The 15,368-nt window shown below is 68.9% G+C and carries 14 protein-coding genes; 8 read left to right on the plus strand and 6 right to left on the minus strand.

Going from position 1 to position 15,368, the window contains the following annotated elements:
• Positions 1-35 precede the first annotated feature (35 nt).
• The 6 genes from A605_RS10790 to A605_RS10815 all read left to right on the plus strand — a co-directional run bounded on the left by A605_RS10790 (position 36) and on the right by A605_RS10815 (position 5,746).
• Positions 36-947, plus strand: a complete 912-nt coding sequence (locus A605_RS10790) for an ABC transporter permease (RefSeq protein ID WP_015401549.1) — start codon at positions 36-38, stop codon at positions 945-947.
• 27 nt (positions 948-974) lie between these two features.
• Positions 975-1,898 (plus strand): D-ribose ABC transporter substrate-binding protein, encoded by a 924-nt coding sequence (locus tag A605_RS10795; RefSeq protein WP_015401550.1) that lies wholly within the window; start codon positions 975-977, stop codon positions 1,896-1,898.
• Between the two features lie 39 nt (positions 1,899-1,937).
• The gene (gene rbsD, locus A605_RS10800) at positions 1,938-2,309 is read left to right on the plus strand and encodes a D-ribose pyranase (RefSeq protein WP_015401551.1); all 372 of its coding nucleotides are present in this window, start codon (positions 1,938-1,940) and stop codon (positions 2,307-2,309) included.
• A gap of 95 nt (positions 2,310-2,404) precedes the next feature.
• On the plus strand, positions 2,405-3,304 hold the full coding sequence (locus tag A605_RS10805; RefSeq protein ID WP_015401552.1) for a ribokinase: 900 nt from the start codon (positions 2,405-2,407) through the stop codon (positions 3,302-3,304).
• 76 nt (positions 3,305-3,380) lie between these two features.
• On the plus strand, positions 3,381-4,163 hold the full coding sequence (locus A605_RS10810; RefSeq protein WP_015401553.1) for a PTS sugar transporter subunit IIAB: 783 nt from the start codon (positions 3,381-3,383) through the stop codon (positions 4,161-4,163).
• A 20-nt stretch (positions 4,164-4,183) separates the two neighbouring features.
• Positions 4,184-5,746, plus strand: coding sequence for a PTS ascorbate transporter subunit IIC (locus A605_RS10815; protein WP_015401554.1), 1,563 nt, complete (start codon positions 4,184-4,186; stop codon positions 5,744-5,746).
• Positions 5,747-5,840: 94 nt separating this feature from the next.
• On the opposite strand, the gene A605_RS10820 is transcribed toward A605_RS10815, so the two are convergent.
• The 4 genes from A605_RS10820 to A605_RS10830 form a co-directional block, all read right to left on the minus strand.
• Positions 5,841-7,655: a flavin-containing monooxygenase gene (locus A605_RS10820; RefSeq protein WP_015401555.1), complete on the minus strand. Its 1,815-nt coding sequence runs from the start codon at positions 7,653-7,655 to the stop codon at positions 5,841-5,843.
• Between the two features lie 373 nt (positions 7,656-8,028).
• Positions 8,029-8,169, minus strand: a complete 141-nt coding sequence (locus A605_RS15660; protein WP_169331443.1) for a hypothetical protein — start codon at positions 8,167-8,169, stop codon at positions 8,029-8,031.
• A gap of 114 nt (positions 8,170-8,283) precedes the next feature.
• A complete protein-coding gene (locus tag A605_RS10825) occupies positions 8,284-9,315 on the minus strand; it encodes a bile acid:sodium symporter family protein (protein WP_015401556.1) in 1,032 nt (343 codons plus the stop codon).
• Between the two features lie 129 nt (positions 9,316-9,444).
• Positions 9,445-10,749 (minus strand): alpha/beta fold hydrolase, encoded by a 1,305-nt coding sequence (locus A605_RS10830; protein WP_015401557.1) that lies wholly within the window; start codon positions 10,747-10,749, stop codon positions 9,445-9,447.
• Between the two features lie 66 nt (positions 10,750-10,815).
• Between A605_RS10830 and A605_RS10835 the strand changes: the two genes are divergently transcribed.
• Complete coding sequence (locus tag A605_RS10835) at positions 10,816-11,586, plus strand: aldose epimerase family protein (RefSeq protein WP_015401558.1); 771 nt, start codon at positions 10,816-10,818, stop codon at positions 11,584-11,586.
• Positions 11,587-11,680: 94 nt separating this feature from the next.
• Here A605_RS10835 and A605_RS10840 read toward each other — a convergent pair whose 3' ends face one another.
• The gene (locus tag A605_RS10840; protein ID WP_015401559.1) at positions 11,681-13,132 is read right to left on the minus strand and encodes a YeeE/YedE thiosulfate transporter family protein; all 1,452 of its coding nucleotides are present in this window, start codon (positions 13,130-13,132) and stop codon (positions 11,681-11,683) included.
• Between the two features lie 298 nt (positions 13,133-13,430).
• Between A605_RS10840 and A605_RS10845 the strand changes: the two genes are divergently transcribed.
• Positions 13,431-15,221, plus strand: coding sequence for an FUSC family protein (locus A605_RS10845; protein WP_015401560.1), 1,791 nt, complete (start codon positions 13,431-13,433; stop codon positions 15,219-15,221).
• Here A605_RS10845 and A605_RS15870 read toward each other — a convergent pair.
• Positions 15,218-15,358, minus strand: a complete 141-nt coding sequence (locus A605_RS15870) for a transposase (RefSeq protein ID WP_015401561.1) — start codon at positions 15,356-15,358, stop codon at positions 15,218-15,220. The two genes, A605_RS10845 and A605_RS15870, sit on opposite strands and share 4 nt — an antisense overlap.
• Positions 15,359-15,368: the final 10 nt, after the last annotated feature.

Genomic DNA, 15,368 nt, shown 5'->3' on the forward strand with positions numbered 1-15,368 from the left:
CCACTGGGACCGGCCGCACGGTAGTGAACTGGGTGATGAACAACGGTGCCCTCGTGGGCCTGGTCGTCCTGTGCGTCGCCCTGTTCATCGCCACCCCGCACTTTTTGACCGTCAACAATCTGATCAACATCGGCATCCAGGCCGCCACCGTGGCCATCCTCGCCTTCGGCATGACGTTCGTGATTGTCACCGCGGGTATCGACCTGTCCGTCGGTGCCGTCGCCGCCCTGGGTGCGATGGTCTCGGCCTACTTCTGGACGGATGCGGGACTGCCCGGGTGGCTCACGCTCCTGGCGGGCCTGCTCACCGGCCTGGCAGCCGGAGCAATCAGCGGCCTGGCCACCGCCTACGGCAAGCTTCCCGCGTTCATCGCCACGCTGGCGATGATGTCCATCGCCCGGGGAGCGACCCTGGTGATCTCCCAGGGTTCGCCGATCGCCACGGCCCCGTCCGTCAACTGGCTCGGTTCCACCGTGGCCGGGATCCCGATCCCCATCGTCATGATGGTCATCGCTGGCCTGCTGTGCTGGTTCATTCTCTCCCGCACCGTCATCGGCCGCTCCATGTACGCCATCGGCGGAAACATGGAGGCGGCGCGCCTGTCCGGTCTGCCGGTCAAGAAGATCCTGGTGACCGTCTACGCGTTGTCAGGTCTGTTCGCCGGGCTCGCCGGTCTGGTGATGGCCGGACGCCTGTCCTCTGCGCAGCCGCAAGCCGGGGTGGGCTACGAGCTCGACGCCATCGCGGCCGTCGTCATCGGCGGCGCGTCGCTGGCCGGCGGTACCGGTAAGGCCACCGGCACGCTCATCGGCGCCATCCTCCTGGCCGTCATCCGCAACGGACTCAACCTGCTCAACGTCTCGTCCTTCTGGCAGCAGATCGTCATCGGTCTCGTCATCGCCTTCGCCGTGGGATTCGACGTCCTCCGCAAGAAGACCACCACCTAACCCCCCTCTCCCAGAAAGAAGAACGTCATGTCCATCCTCCGCAAGTCCATCGCCATCACCGCCACCGCCGCCCTCGCCTTCGGCCTGACCGCCTGCAACCGCGACTCCGCCGGAGAGGGAACCGTCACCCTGGCCCTGTCCACGCAGACCAACCCCTTCTTCGTCGAGCTGCGGGACGGTGCGCAGGACAAGGCCGACGAGCTCGGGATCAACCTGAACATCCAGGACGCTTCCGACGATCCGTCCGCCCAGATCAACCAACTCAATAACGCCGCCACCTCGGGCACTGACGTGGTCATCGTCAACCCGACCGACTCCGACGCCGTCGTACCCGCCGTCGAATCCCTCAACAACGCGGACATCCCGGTCGTCGCCGTGGACCGCTCCTCCAACGGCGGGGACATCGCCTCCTTCATCGCCTCCGACAACGTCGCCGGCGGCAAGCAGGCCGCTGACGCCCTCGCCGCCGCCATCGGGGAAGAAGGCGAGGTCCTCGTCCTCCAGGGCATCGCCGGCTCCTCCGCCTCCCGTGACCGCGGTCAGGGCTTCACTGAGGGAATCGCCGCTTACCCGAATATCGACGTCGTCGCCCAGCAGACCGCCGGTTTCGACCGCACCCAGGGCCTGAACGTGGCCACCAACCTGCTGCAGGCGCACCCGAACGTCAAGGCCATCTTCGCGGAGAACGACGAGATGGCCCTGGGCGCCCTGGAGGCCCTGGGAGACCGGGCCGGCTCCGAGGTCTTCGTCGTCGGCTTCGACGGCACGGACGACGGTCTCCAGGCGGTCGACGACGGCCGCATGGTCGCCACCATCGCCCAGCAACCCTCTGAGCTGGGCGCCCAGGCGGTGGAGCAGGCCGCGAAGCTCCTCGACGAGGAGACCCCCGAGGAAGAGGTGCCGGTCGAGGTCGTCACGGTGACCCGCGACAACGTCGGGGAATTCCTGTGACCGAACGGAATCAGGCTCCCGTCCGGGGATGGTGCGGTCGTGCGTAGCTCCGGCATCCTCAACCCGGACCTGGCCGCCCGGATCAACCGGCTCGGGCACACGGACACTTTCGTCATCGCTGACTGTGGCCTGCCCGTCCCGGCCACCGTGCCGGTGGTCGATCTGGCGCTGGTGTTCGGGATCCCCCGGTTCCGCGAGGTCGTAGAGGCGGTGCTGGCCGAGGTCGTCGTCGAGACGGTGACCATCGCCCATCAGACGCCCGCCGAGATCCGCGACCTGTTGCCCGGCGAGCCCCGGGAGGTCAGCCACGAGGAGCTGAAGAAGATGGTCGCCTCGGCCTCCTTCGTCATCCGCTCCGGTGAAACCACCCCGTACGCCAACGCCGTATTCCACAGCGGGGTGCCGTTCTAGGCGCCGCCGCAAACACTGCAGCCCCGGGTCGTGCCGGGCACCCCACCCTCTAATCTTGGTGGGGTCATCCTTCCACGAGGTTAGGAGTCTCTGCCATGGGAATCGTCGTCGTCGGCTCGATCAACGCCGACCTGTCCGTCACCGTCGACCGCCACCCGCGGCCGGGCGAAACGCTGCTCGGCGCCGGCGGGGACATCTCCGCCGGCGGCAAGGGCGCCAACCAGGCGGTGGCCGCCGCGCGCCTCGGGGCGGACGTCGCGCTGGTCGGCGCCGTCGGCCGCGATCCGTACGCGGGACCGGCCACGGAGCACCTGCGGGCCTCGGGCACGGACCTGTCCGCCGTCGCGGAGACCGACGAGGTCACCGGCCTGGCCGTGATCACCGTCGACGCCCGCGGCGAGAACACCATCGTCGTCGTGCCCGGCGCGAACGCGACCGTCGGCGCGGAGTACGTCGCGCAACACGCGGAGCTGATCGGCGACGCGGACGTCGTCCTGCTGCAGGGCGAGGTCCCGGCCGACGGTTTCGCCGAGGCGGTGCGCCTGGCGCGGGGGCGGGTGGTGGTCAATCTCGCGCCCGTCATCGAGGTCGACGCCGCAACTCTGCTCAAGGCCGATCCGCTGATGGCCAACGAGCACGAGGCCGGGCTCATCCTCGCCCAGCTCGGTGTGGACACCGTCTCCTCGGAGCCGCGGGAGCTGGCGAAAGCGCTTCTCGACGCCGGCTTCCCCTCCGTGGTGCTGACCATCGGCGCGCAGGGCGCGCTGGTGGCCACCGGGGAGGAACTGGTGCAGATCCCGACACCGAAGGTCGGGGCCATCAGCACCGTGGGCGCCGGGGACGCCTTCGCGGGCGCGTTCTGCCACCGGATCGTCGCCGGGGACGGGCTGGTCGACGCCGCGAAGTACGCGGCCCGGGTCGGGGCGTTCAGTGTCACCCGGAAGGGCGCCCAGAACTCCTACCCCACCGCCGGGGACATGCTGCCGGAGGTGTAGTCACGGCTTCATCACGATAGTGGGCTGACATGGTGTGGACCGCGGCCCGGGACGGTTGCCTCGGTACGATTTTTCCATGTCCACCATCAACGAGTTACTCGCCGATGAAGCGGTCGATCTCGATGCCCGCGCCTCCGGTTGGGAGGACGCGGTCACCCAGGCCGGTCGGCTGCTGGAGCGGGCCGGAACCATTGAGCCCGCCTATACCCGGGCGATGATCGACAGCGTCCACACCAACGGCCCGTACATCGTCATCTCCCCCGGTTTCGCCTTCGCCCACGCCCGCCCCTCGGAGGCGGTGAAGGAAACCTCCCTGTCCTGGCTGCGGCTGGCCGAGCCCGTCGAGTTCGGTCACGAGAAAAACGACCCTGTGTCCCTCGTCGTCGCCCTCGCGGCCGTCGATTCCAGGGCCCACACCTCCGCCATGGCGGAACTTGCGCGTCTCCTGGGCAACCGCGGCAAGCGGGAGGCTCTGGACCGGGCCGACTCGGTCACCGAGTTGAGACAGATCCTCACCGGGACGGCGGCCTCCGCTCCGCCGGAGACCGATGACGCGGAGGCCGCCGCCCGAACGCGGAACAAGATTCTCACCGTGTGTGGTAACGGGCTGGGTACCTCGCTGTTCCTCAAGAACACGCTGGAGCAGGTCCTCGACACCTGGGGCTGGACCCCGTACATCACCGTCGAGGCCACCGACACCATCTCCGCGAAGGGCAAGGCCAAGGAGTCGGATCTCATCCTCACCTCCGGGGAGATCGCCCGCACCCTGGGTGATGTCGGGGTTCCCGTCCACGTCATAGAGAACTTCACGTCCACCACCGAGATCGACGCGGCCATGCGCGATCTCTACGACATCTGACCGCCGGGAAGGACCACCACATGGACTGGCTCGTCGCCATCCCCCAGTTTCTCGTCAACGAGATTCTCTCCGTTCCCGCCTTCCTCATCGGCATCATCACGGCCGTGGGGCTCGCCGCACTGCGGCGGCCCACCGGCCAGGTCATCGGCGGTGCCATCAAGGCCACCCTCGGTTTCCTGCTCATCAACGCCGGCGCCAGCCTCGTCGTCGCCGCCCTCGATCCACTCGGCGCCATGATCCAGGGCGCGACCGGCGCCCGGGGAGTCGTTCCCACCAATGAGGCCATCGCGGGCATCGCCCAGCAGGAGTACGGCTCCCAGGTCGCCTGGCTGATGATCCTCGGATTCGCCGTCTCGCTCATCCTGGCGCGGTTCACCCCGCTGCACTACGTCTTCCTCACCGGGCACCATGTGCTGTTCATGGCCACGATGCTCACGATCGTCCTGGTCACCGCGGGTTTCAACAGCTGGATCGTCATCGTGCTCGGGGCCGTGCTGCTGGGCATCCTCATGGTGTCACTGCCCGCCATCGCGCATCCGTGGACCCGCCGTATCACCGGCGATGACTCGATCGCCATCGGTCACTTCGGCACCGCCGGTTATGTCGCGGCCGGCGCCGTCGGCAAGCTCGTCGGCGGCAAGGGGGAGAAGGCCAGCGCCTCCACCGAGGAGCTCAAGCTGCCGGAGGGCCTGCGCTTCCTGCGCGACTCCATGGTCGCCACCGCCCTGTCGATGGCCCTGATGTACGTTATCCTCGCCGTCCTGTTCATGCTGCGCGCCGGCACCGAGGATGCCTACACCGCCTTCGCCGGAGGCGCCACGGGCGTCGGCAACTACCTGATGCAGTCCGTGACGCAGGGTCTGCAGTTCGGCGTGGCCGTCGCCGTCATCCTCTTCGGCGTCCGCACCATCCTCGGCGAACTGGTGCCCGCCTTCCAGGGCATCGCCGCAAAGGTCGTCCCCGGGGCCATCCCGGCCCTGGATGCCCCGATCGTCTTCCCCTTCGCCCAGAACGCGGTGCTCATCGGCTTCATCACCTCCTTCGCCGGTGGTCTCGTCGGCCTCGCGGTGCTGTCCCTGTGGCTCAATCCGGCCTTCGGCATCGCCCTGATCCTGCCGGGGCTGGTGCCCCACTTCTTCACCGGCGGTGCGGCCGGCGTCTACGGCAACGCCACCGGCGGACGACGCGGCGCCGTGGCCGGCGGCTTCGTCAACGGTCTGCTGATCACCTTCCTGCCGGCGTTCCTCCTGCAGGTGCTCGGCGCCTTCGGCTCCGAGAACACCACCTTCGGCGACGCCGACTTCGGCTGGTTCGGCATCCTCATCGGCTCCGCGGCACAGCTCGGCTCCGTGGCCGGACTCATCCTCATCCTGCTCATCGGCGCCGCCGTCCTCGGAGTCGGTATCTGGACCCAGAAGAAGCTCGTCGACGGCAACTGGGATCCCACTCCCCACCGCCCGAACCCGAAGGGTGCCAGCTCCTCGGAGGCAGCGGCGGCCGGCCCCACCGCCGCCTCACGCACGTACCCGAAGATCACACCTCCTCAGGGCGCTCCGGTTCCGCCCCCTCCGCCACGGGGCTGAGCCCGCGCGAACCGCGACTCTCCCGGAGAATCGGAACGTCCCGGCAGCATCACAACCGTGAAGCTGCCGGGGCGTTCGCCGTCAGGGGGAGCAGCTACCCGGTGTGGTGGACCTCCGCCATCTTGTAGACGGGGGTGTCCAACCCCTCGTAGCGGGCCTTGAGCTGCAGAGAAAGGTAGCGCGAGTAGTGGCGCGACTGGTGGAGGTTGCCGCCGTGGAACCACAGCGCCTCGACGTTCGTCGGCTTCCACATGTTGCGCAGCTCGCCCTCCCACGGACCCGGGTCCTTGGTCGTGTCCGATCCCAGGCCCCAGCACCGGCCCACCTGGTCGGCCACCTCGGGGCTGATCAGCTGGGCGGCCCAGCCGTTCATCGAGCCGTAGCCGGTGGCGAGCACGATGACGTCGGCGGGCAGCTCGCTGCCGTCGGTGAGCACCACCGAATTCTCCCTGACGTGGTCGATGCCCACGCCCGAGCGCACCGGGATCTCACCGTCGGCAACGAGCTGAGAGGCGCCGACATCGATGTAGTAACCGGAGCCGCGGCGCAGGTACTTCAGGAACAGACCGGAGTCATCGTCACCGAAGTCGAGGAGGAAGCCAGCGTTCTCGAGCTTGTCGTAGAACTCCTTGTCGTCCTCCCGGATCTTGTCGAAGGCCTGTTTCTGCACCCCGGGCAGGACCTTGTACGGCCAGGAGGCGAACAGCAGATCCGCGGTGTCGGTGTCGATGCCCGCCTCGAGCGCGTCCTCCGAGTAGAGGGGCCCGAAGACCTCCTTCATCAGGGAATCGGAGCGGACGATGTGGCTCGAGGAGCGCTGGATCATCACCGGTTTGGCGCCATTCTCGTACAGGTCGGCGCAGATGTCGTGGGCGGAGTTGTTCGCGCCGAGGACCACGACGTTCTTCCCGCGGTCGACGTCCCCGCCGGGGTGCTCCGAGGAGTGCCGGACCTCCCCGGCGAAGTTCTCCTCGCCCGGCAGATGCGGCCGGTTGGGCACCCCGGACATGCCGGTGGCCAGCACCAGCTGGGTGGGGTGCAGCAGGAACGGCTCCCCCTCCCGGTCGATCTCGACGTTCCAGCGCTTCTCCGACTCGTCGAAGCTCGCTCGCACGCACTCCGCACCGGTCCAGTAGTCCAGATCCATCACCCCGACGTAGTGCTCGAGCCAGTCGCCCATCTTGTCCTTCGGTGTGAACACCGGCCAGTCGTCCGGGAAGGGCAGGTACGGCAGATGGTCGTACCAGACGGGGTCGTGCAGGCACAGGGAGTGGTAGCGGCCGCGCCACTGGTCACCGGGGCGGGCCGCCTTGTCGACGATGAGCGTGGGCACCCCGAGCCGCTTCAGGCGCGCGCCGAGGGCGATGCCACCCTGCCCGCCGCCGACGATGAGGACGTACGGCTGTTCCGTGGCACCGAGGGCCGCCTGCCGGTCGGCCTTCCGGTCCGCCCAGTTGCGCTTGTCGGTGCGCTGGCCGTGCTCGGCCCCCAGCGGACGCCTGCGCCCCTTCGGCTCCGGATGCTCGATGAGCTCGCGGGCCGAGGTCAACATCGTCCACGCTTTGCCCCCGCGCAGCCGGACGATTCCCGTGCAGCGGAAATCCCGGGAATGGCAGGTGAACTGCACCCGGGTGACACCGTCGCCCTCGTCGACGGGTTCACCGTCGAGTTTGATGTCAGTGAGCTGGCTGGCCGGCCAGGTTCCGCGGATCATCTCCCGGATGTCATCGACCCCCTCCGCCGTGGTGAGGTTCCAGGTGAAGGCGAGCAGATCCCGCCAGTAGCCCTCGGTCTCGAACAGGTTCCCGACGGCCTCGGCGACGGAATCAGCGTCCGGGCCCGAGGTCGCTTCCTCGAGCGCGGCGAGCCACCGGGTGGCGGTCTCCTTTGTATCGATGACGGCGGTCATGTCATCCTCTCCTCACAGGTCAGCAGGCGCGTATAAATGACTTACATCACAATACGATCACTTCATGATGTACGACACTGAAGTGCCCCCGCTTGCGAGGATTGCCAATCCGCGTTCCACCGAACCGCAGTGCATCGTGCTGCCGCCCATGACCGCTGTGCATCATTATGCGAAGTGCGGGCGCTACCCCACGGCCGGGACACCTGGTGGGGTTCGCGGCGGACCCGCCACCTCCCCGGCTCACCGCCGGATGAACTCCCCCACCAGCGGGCAATTCCATCCCGCCGGTCGGCGAGGATCACCAAGGCCCCTCAGCACTTCCAGCGCTGAGGGGCCTTTCCGGTACCGGCATCCGGCCCGGGACCGGCAGCCACTACCCCGAATAGACCTGGAGCAGGAGCTCGGGATCAAGCACGTGTTCCTCGACGACCTCGAAAATGGCGGTCAGGCGGGAGAACTCCGAGCTCTCCTCGACAGACAGGGCCACATGTTCACGGTTGTCCGGCATCTGCATGGTTATCACCGCACCTTCCGGTCGACTGACCCGATAACAGTTGAGCATGATCTTAGACCACGACACCGGCCCGGGAAAGAATGTGCGAAGCAATTCCCGCCGCCCCTCACCGGCTCAGGAGACCGTGACCTTCTCCTCGGCGGTGGCGGCGGGAGCAGCCTCGCCCTTTTCCTCCTCCGGCAGCGGGAACTTCCGGGCGATGGAGGCGTAGACGGCACCGGTGATGTTGTGCAGCACCGCGGCCACCGCCCCCGGCAGGGCGGCCTCCGGGGAGAAGAACTTCGCCGACATGCCCGAGGCCAGGCCCGCGGACTGGGTGCCGATCTCCACGGCCATCGTGCGGTTGGCGGAGCCGGGCAGGCCGAACACGCGGCCGGCGACGTAGCCGAGGGCGTAGCCGAAGACGTTGTGGGCGAGGACGGCGGCGAAGACGATCAGTCCGACGGAGGCCAGCCGCTCGGCGTTGCCCGCCACGGCGGGGAAGACCACACCGCCGATGCCCAGGATGGAGATCCACGGCAGGACCGGGGTGACCAGGCCGATCCACTTGTCCGCGAAGTAGCGGATGGCCAGGCCGCCGACGACCGGCAGGAGCACGGTCTGGACGAGGGTGAGCGCCATGCCCCACCCGTCGACGTCGGTGCGGGTGTCGGCCAGCAGCAGCATGAGCATCGGGGTGATGATCGGCGAGAGCAGCGTCGACACGCTCGTCATGGCCACGGACAGCGCGACGTCGCCCTTGGCCAGGTAGGTGATGACGTTGGACGACGTCCCGCCCGGCACCGAGCCCAGCATGAGCAGGCCGACGGCCAGCGCGGGGTTCAGGCCGAGCACCCGGGCCACCAGGATGGCACTCAGGGGCATGATCACGAACTGGGCGATGACACCGAGCAGCACCGGCAGCGGCCGACGGGCGATCTCGCGGAAGTCCGGGATGGTCAGCGTCAGACCCATCGCGAACATGATGATCATCAGGAAGTACGTGATGTAGCCCGACAGCGGCAGGAACGGCGCCGGGAAGAAGAACGCCAGCGCGGTGCCCGCGAGGATGAACAACGGGAACGCGGTCACCGCGATGGCGGCGGACCGGTCCTCCTTCGCGGCGGCGGTACCGGGCGGTGTGGCTGACTGACTGGTGGTGGACATGGCGGAATCTCCGAGAACGTGGGCCTACAACGGCAGGCCGCACACGGGTGGGCGCGGCACAGTGGGTGCGTCTCGGATGGTGGGGAGACGTGTGCACTATAGGTCACACGTCACGCTTTGTGAAAGCGGTCACCCCCGCACCATCGCGTGGAGGCGGCGGAAGATGTTCTCCCCGTCGGCGCGCAGCCCGTCGTGCTGGTGCTCATTGGTGATCCAGGGGCGCAGGTCGCGAATGCGGGCGGCCGTCGCCAGGGAGTGCTCCATGGGCACGTAGATGTCGTCGACGTAGACGGCCGCGGCGCCGGTGGCGGGGGCTCCGGCGAGCGACGCCTCGTCGTAGAGCCGCGGCCACTCCCGCTGCGCGAGGTCCTCCGCAACGCGCCGGAACGGCACGAGCGCCGGATCCTCCTCGAACTGCCAGGGGAAGATGTGCTCGCCGGTGAGGTGGAACTTCTCGTCGCGGACAGGGTCGAGGTTCTCCTCGAAACCCTCGACCTCCTCGCGCACGCAGTTGGCGGCCCAGGCGGTCGGACCGGGGGTGGAACCGCCGTAGATCGACTCGTGGACCACCGCGTAAAGGGGGTTGGCCTCGAAGGACAACCGCTGACCCAGCTCCGCCAGGGTGTCGCCGCGCAGGCGCTTCTCCCCGCGCACATCATGGAAGGGGGCGTCGAGCAGGTGCGCCAGGGAGTGGAAGCCGGTGGCGCGGCCGAGCTCGATGCCGATGGTGCGGAAGCGCCGGGAGCTCAGCCGCTCGCCGGTGGGCAGGCGCTCGTCGGAGTTGTTGAGGTGGTGGCAGATCTCCCGGATGCGCCGCTCCGCCCAGGGCACGGTGCGGTAGAAGGCCTCGTGCCGGGCGGCGAGCCTGGCGAAGGTCGCGCGGTAGACCTCGTCGGCGTGGACGTCGATGGCCGGCAGTCCGCCGGTGAAGTAGGCGTAGCGGATCGACTCCGGGTGGCGGGAGAGGTAGGTGGTGATGCAGAACCCGCCGAAGGACTGGCCGAGCACGTCCCAGCGGTCGACGCCCAGCCCCGCACGCAGGGCCTCCGCGTCGGCGACGATGCTGTCGGCGCGCAGCAGCGACAGATGCGCGGCGTCGAGAAGCGTCTCGTCGGCGTGCCGGTCCAGGCGGGTGGAGCGTCCCGTGCCGCGCTGGTCGAGGAGGAGGATGCGGTGATGCCGCAGCGCCTCCCCGAGCCAGCCGCCCAGTTCCACGGGCCGCGGGGCGGGGTTGCCGGGCCCACCCTGGAGGAAGAGCAGGACCGGGGTGTCCGGGCCGGCGTCCTCGGCGGCGAGCTCGCGGGCGAAGACCTCGAGCGTTCCGCCCGGGTTGTGCCAGTCCCAGGGCACGGTCATGGTGTGTTCGCGCACGGACAGACCGAACGCGCGGCGGGTCGTGGTCTGCAGGTCAACGGGGGTGTGGCCAGGTTCCATTCAGGACAGTCTAGCGGCCGTCCGGACACCACCACCGGCTGCGCGAAACGTCGTTAGGCTGGGGTCATGAGTGATCTCCTCACCTCCGGACGACTGACCATCTCCCCCGTCGGCGCGCATCTGACCAGTGCCGACACCACGCACGGCGAGCTGTTCTACCTCAGCTCCACCAGCCGCTACGGAGTGGGCGAATCCATCCGCGGCGGCGTGCCCGTCATCGCCCCCTGGTTCGCGGACCTGCTCGGACTTGAGCCGAAGCACGGCTGGGCGCGCCGCAGCGAATGGGACACCGGCACGGGAAAGGGCGGTTTCCGCGCCTCCCTCACCCGCGACGGGCTCGCCCTCCAGCTGCTCGGCATCGAGCTGTCCGACGGCGTGCACCTGCAGCTGTCCGCCGCCAACGAGTCCGATGAGACGAAGACCGTGCAGCTGGCCTTCCACCCCTACTTCGCGGTCTCCGACGTCGCGGAGATCTCGGTCCGCGGCCTGGACGGCGTGGACGTGCTCGACCGGCTGACCGGCCAGGCCTCCCGGCAGAAGGGCGACATCACCTTCGACGGCGAGTTCGACCGCATCGCGCTCGGCACGCCGGAGGTCACGATCGTCGACCGCGACCGCACCATCACCGTCACCCCGGACGGCACCGACTCCACCGTCGTGTGGAACCCGGGCGCCGAACTCGCCGACACGCTGCCCGACATCGGCCCCGGCGAGTGGCAGCGCTTCGTGTGCGTGGAACCGGCGCTGCTGGGTGCCCGCCAGCGCGGCGTGGAGCTCGCACCGGGCGAGGATCTGCAGCTGGGGATGACGGTTTCCGCGTCCGGGACGGGCAGCTGACCTCGAGGCAGATGACACCGGGGCCCCGGGGAGAGTGAACTCCCCGGGGCCCCGGTGTCATGGAAGGCGCGGAACAGGCGGCGGCCAGCGGCGGTTAGCCCTTGACCACCGTGATCTGCCAGGCGGACTCGCCCTTCTGGTGGAAGTCGGTGACCTCGTGGCCGTTGTCCACGGCCCACTGCGGGATGGACTCCGTGCCCTGGGTGCAGTCGAAGTCGATCACCAGCGCCTCGCCGGTGTCGATCTCCTGGATGGCGTCCTTGGCCTCGATGACCGGGAAGGGGCAGACCGCGCCCATGGCGTCGAGCAGGTAGCGCCCCTCCCCCAACGGCTGCGCCTTGCGCGCCGGCTTCGGGGCCTTGAGCGCGACCGTACCGGTGGCCACGGCGAAGGAGGGCTTCGTGACGACGCCGCCCTCGGTGCCGCCGTCGATGTCGCCGTCGATGTCGCCGGAGGTCGGATTGAGCACCGCGTCCTCGGCGGAGACCGCGCCGGTGTGGTGGACGGACTCCTCGGTGGTGTAGGTCTCGGTCGGCTCCGGGGTGACGACCTTCTTCGGCTTCAGCCACAGCTTCGCGCCGGCGCCCACGCCGAGCGCGATGAACAGCAGCGCGACCCAGCCCTGGTAGCTGAACAGGGAGGTCTGGACCATACCGTTGCCGACGGTGCAGCCGCCGGCCAGGGAGGCGCCCACGCCCATCATGGCCCCGCCGAAGACGGAGCGCACGGTGGTGGTGGCGTCGGGGACGCGCACGCGGAACTCACCGGTGGCCTTGGCGGCGAGGAAGGAACCGACCAGCAGGCCGAGCACCAGCATGGTGCCCCAGTTGATGTGGGCGGTGTCGCCGGTGGTGGTGTAGTTGACCACGTCCGAGGTCGGGGTGGTGATGCCCAGGCCGGAGTTGCGGCCGGTGGCCGCCGACAGCGGCCAGGCGATCACTCCGATCAGGCCGATGACCGCGCCGGCGGTGTACATGTGCAGCGGCTTCCTCCACCACGGCTGGTTGAGGGTGACCTTCGGGCGGGCGGCGTCCTTGGCCAGGAAGTGGCGGGCCAGGAAGAAGGTGACCACGGCCAGGGCGATGGCGAACCACCACGGGGAGACGCCCAGGGTCTCGGGCACGGTGGTCGCGCTCGTCTCCCAGGACTTCATCCAGCCGTTGAAGCCGCTCAGCGCACCGGTCTTCATCGCGGCGGCGGACAGGCCGTACATGATCAGCGCGATCCAGGAGCCGACGAGCCCCTCACCACTGCGGTACCAGGTGCCGGAGGCGCAGCCGCCGGCGAGGATGATGCCGAGGCCGAAGACGAAGCCACCGATGACGATGGCCGCGGGGGCGAAGGTGCTGTAGTTCGGGGAGATCACGCCGGTGGAGGTCAGGGCGGCGAGCCCGACGGCGTGAACGGCGATGACGATGAGCAGGGCGACGAAGCTGCGCCAGGTGCGCTGCAGGAAGATGTCGCGCAGCATGCCGGTGACACAGAACCGGCCGCGCTGCATGACGATGCCGAGCACGGCGCCGAGGGCCAGGCCGGTCAGGATCATGAATTTCTCCAGTTTATATTCAGGTGTCCGTTGATGTGACGAATCCTAGAGCATGACAGACTGTCTTGTCTACCCCGTTTAGACCAAGTGTTTCTCCCGGCCGTCTGCCCATGAGGTGGCGCACTCCAGGGGCGGCGACCGCGTGGTGTCACCTGCTGAAACGCCACTTCCGGGGCATCTCCCGTGGCCACCCCGGCTTAAGGTGGGGGAAGAAGCATCCGTTTCCGCGGTTCGCCGTGTCGCACTCCGCACGACGCGCGGAGTCGGGGCACCGCACAACTGAAAGGGAGAGCATCTGGTGTCCGATTCACGTCCGGAAGATGAGTCATCGCACGAGACGGCCCCGCGGGAGCCTGTCCCGCACACCGCCCCGCGCAACACCGAGCGCGCGAACGTCGAGACGGAGCCCCTGCCCGCCCGCCCGCGCGCCTGGCAGCTGTTGACCGCCTTCCATTCCACCGGCCCCCGCTGGCCGGGCTCGCTGCGGGCTGCACTCGCGCTGACGATCCCCGGCCTGATCGCGCTGACGTTCGGGCTGGAGAACGAGATGCTGCTCATCGCCGCCGGCGGTTTCACCGTCATCTACGGCGAGGGCCACCCCTTCCGCGCCCGGTGGCGGATCATGCTCACCGCCGGTCTGCTGATCGCCGCCGGTGCCACCACCGGCGCTTTCGTGGGCACCTTCGTCTGGCAGAACATCGACGCCGGCGGCTCCCACTGGTGGCTGATGCTCGCCGCGGTCTACACCTCACTGATCGCCACGGGCGGCGGGTTCATCCAGAACGCGTTACGACTGAATCCGCCGGGTTCCTTCTTCATCGTCATGGTCTCCGGCGGTTCCACCGTCGTCGCCCGACTGGGCCTGAACCCGGTCGAGGTGGGCGCCTGGGCCCTGGTCGGCGTCGCCTCGGGCGTCATCATCGGCATGGCCCCGGCGCTGCTCAACGCGCGCCGCCCCCAGGAGCAGGCCGTCGGCACCCTCGAGAAGGCCGTCGCCGACTTCGAGAACGCCCCGCAGCCCGCCGTGGCGAAGAATCACCAGGCCAAGACCGCCCTGGCCAATGCCTGGGCCTCGCTCGCGGACGCCGGAGTGCTCCGCGACGGCCGCGTCATCGACCACCGGCAGGAGGATCTCGTCCGCCGCACCACGGCCGCCCATCACCGGTTGGTCAACGCCAGCGTAATGCTGCCGAACGACGGCACCGTCGAGGAACTGACGGACACCCCGAACTACATCGACCTCTCGCGCACCTCCATCCCGCACGCGCGGCCGACGATCGCCTACCGGCTCTACCGTTCGATGCACCCGTACAGCCACGCCTCCCTGACGGCGGGCAGGATCCTGGTGGCCACCCTGCTGGCCAGCACCGTCGGCATCGCCTTCGGCCTCGACCGCCCGGACTGGGCGATCGTGTCCGCGCTGCTGATCCTCCAGTGGGGCCCCGACCGGGTGCCGGGCACGATCCGTGGCCTGCACCGCCTGGTCGGCTCCGTGGCGGGCATCGGCCTGTTCGCGGTCTTCCACCTGCTGCAGGTGGAGGGCGTGACCCTGCTGCTGGCGCTGGCGGTCTGCCAGTTCTTCGCCGAGTTCTTCGTCGTCCGCAACTACGCCTTCGCCGTCATCTTCACCACGCCGCTGGCGCTGCTGATGGGCAACTCGATCGCGGATCCGCTCGGCGACGTGGTGGTCTCCCGTTCCCTGGAGGTGGCCCTGTCGATCATCTTCGGCATCCTGCTGCTGTGGGTCTGGTTCGCCAACTCGGAGCCGCGCCACCACGCCCGCCTGGTCCAGCGCAGCTTCGACGCGATGGGCTCCCTGCTCGGCGCGCTGATGGTGACCAGCCCCGCCGACGCCCTGACCGAGCGGCGCGACCTGCAGTACGAGCTGCTCAGCGAGCGCCGCGCCGCCCACTCCCTGGCCAACAACCACCCCGAGCTGGCGAAGAAGCGCTGGGAGACGCACCTGGCCGTGCAGATGGCCGGCTACGGGTTGCTGGACTCCGCCGCAGCCCACCCCGGCCGACCGATGACCCCGGAGGAGATCGTCGTCCTGGCGGGCCGGGTCCGCGCCGCCGCGGAATACCGCTAGGGCGTGTTTAGCAATCTCCTCAGCCACATCACGACCGCGACGGTCACCAGGCCAGCCCGGTAGACAACCACGAGTTTGTCGAACCGGGCGGCCAGCCCGCGCCACTGCTTGAGGTTGTCGAAGAACCGTCCCACCACGTTGCGCCCC

Source organism: Corynebacterium halotolerans YIM 70093 = DSM 44683, assembly GCF_000341345.1.
Taxonomy (GTDB): Bacteria; Actinomycetota; Actinomycetes; order Mycobacteriales; family Mycobacteriaceae; genus Corynebacterium; species Corynebacterium halotolerans.

Excerpts from the sequence above, each read along its gene's own strand:
- A605_RS10795 (WP_015401550.1), top strand. The coding sequence starts at position 975 with ATGTCCATCCTCCGCAAGTCCATCGCCATCACCGCCACCGCCGCCCTC.
- A605_RS10830 (WP_015401557.1), bottom strand. The coding sequence starts at position 10,749 with ATGGAACCTGGCCACACCCCCGTTGACCTGCAGACCACGACCCGCCGC.
- A605_RS10790 (WP_015401549.1), top strand. The coding sequence starts at position 36 with ATGAACAACGGTGCCCTCGTGGGCCTGGTCGTCCTGTGCGTCGCCCTG.
- A605_RS10835 (WP_015401558.1), top strand. The coding sequence starts at position 10,816 with ATGAGTGATCTCCTCACCTCCGGACGACTGACCATCTCCCCCGTCGGC.
- A605_RS10815 (WP_015401554.1), top strand. The coding sequence starts at position 4,184 with ATGGACTGGCTCGTCGCCATCCCCCAGTTTCTCGTCAACGAGATTCTC.
- A605_RS10805 (WP_015401552.1), top strand. The coding sequence starts at position 2,405 with ATGGGAATCGTCGTCGTCGGCTCGATCAACGCCGACCTGTCCGTCACC.
- A605_RS10810 (WP_015401553.1), top strand. The coding sequence starts at position 3,381 with ATGTCCACCATCAACGAGTTACTCGCCGATGAAGCGGTCGATCTCGAT.
- A605_RS10825 (WP_015401556.1), bottom strand. The coding sequence starts at position 9,315 with ATGTCCACCACCAGTCAGTCAGCCACACCGCCCGGTACCGCCGCCGCG.
- A605_RS10840 (WP_015401559.1), bottom strand. The coding sequence starts at position 13,132 with ATGATCCTGACCGGCCTGGCCCTCGGCGCCGTGCTCGGCATCGTCATG.
- A605_RS10820 (WP_015401555.1), bottom strand. The coding sequence starts at position 7,655 with ATGACCGCCGTCATCGATACAAAGGAGACCGCCACCCGGTGGCTCGCC.
- A605_RS15660 (WP_169331443.1), bottom strand. The coding sequence starts at position 8,169 with ATGCAGATGCCGGACAACCGTGAACATGTGGCCCTGTCTGTCGAGGAG.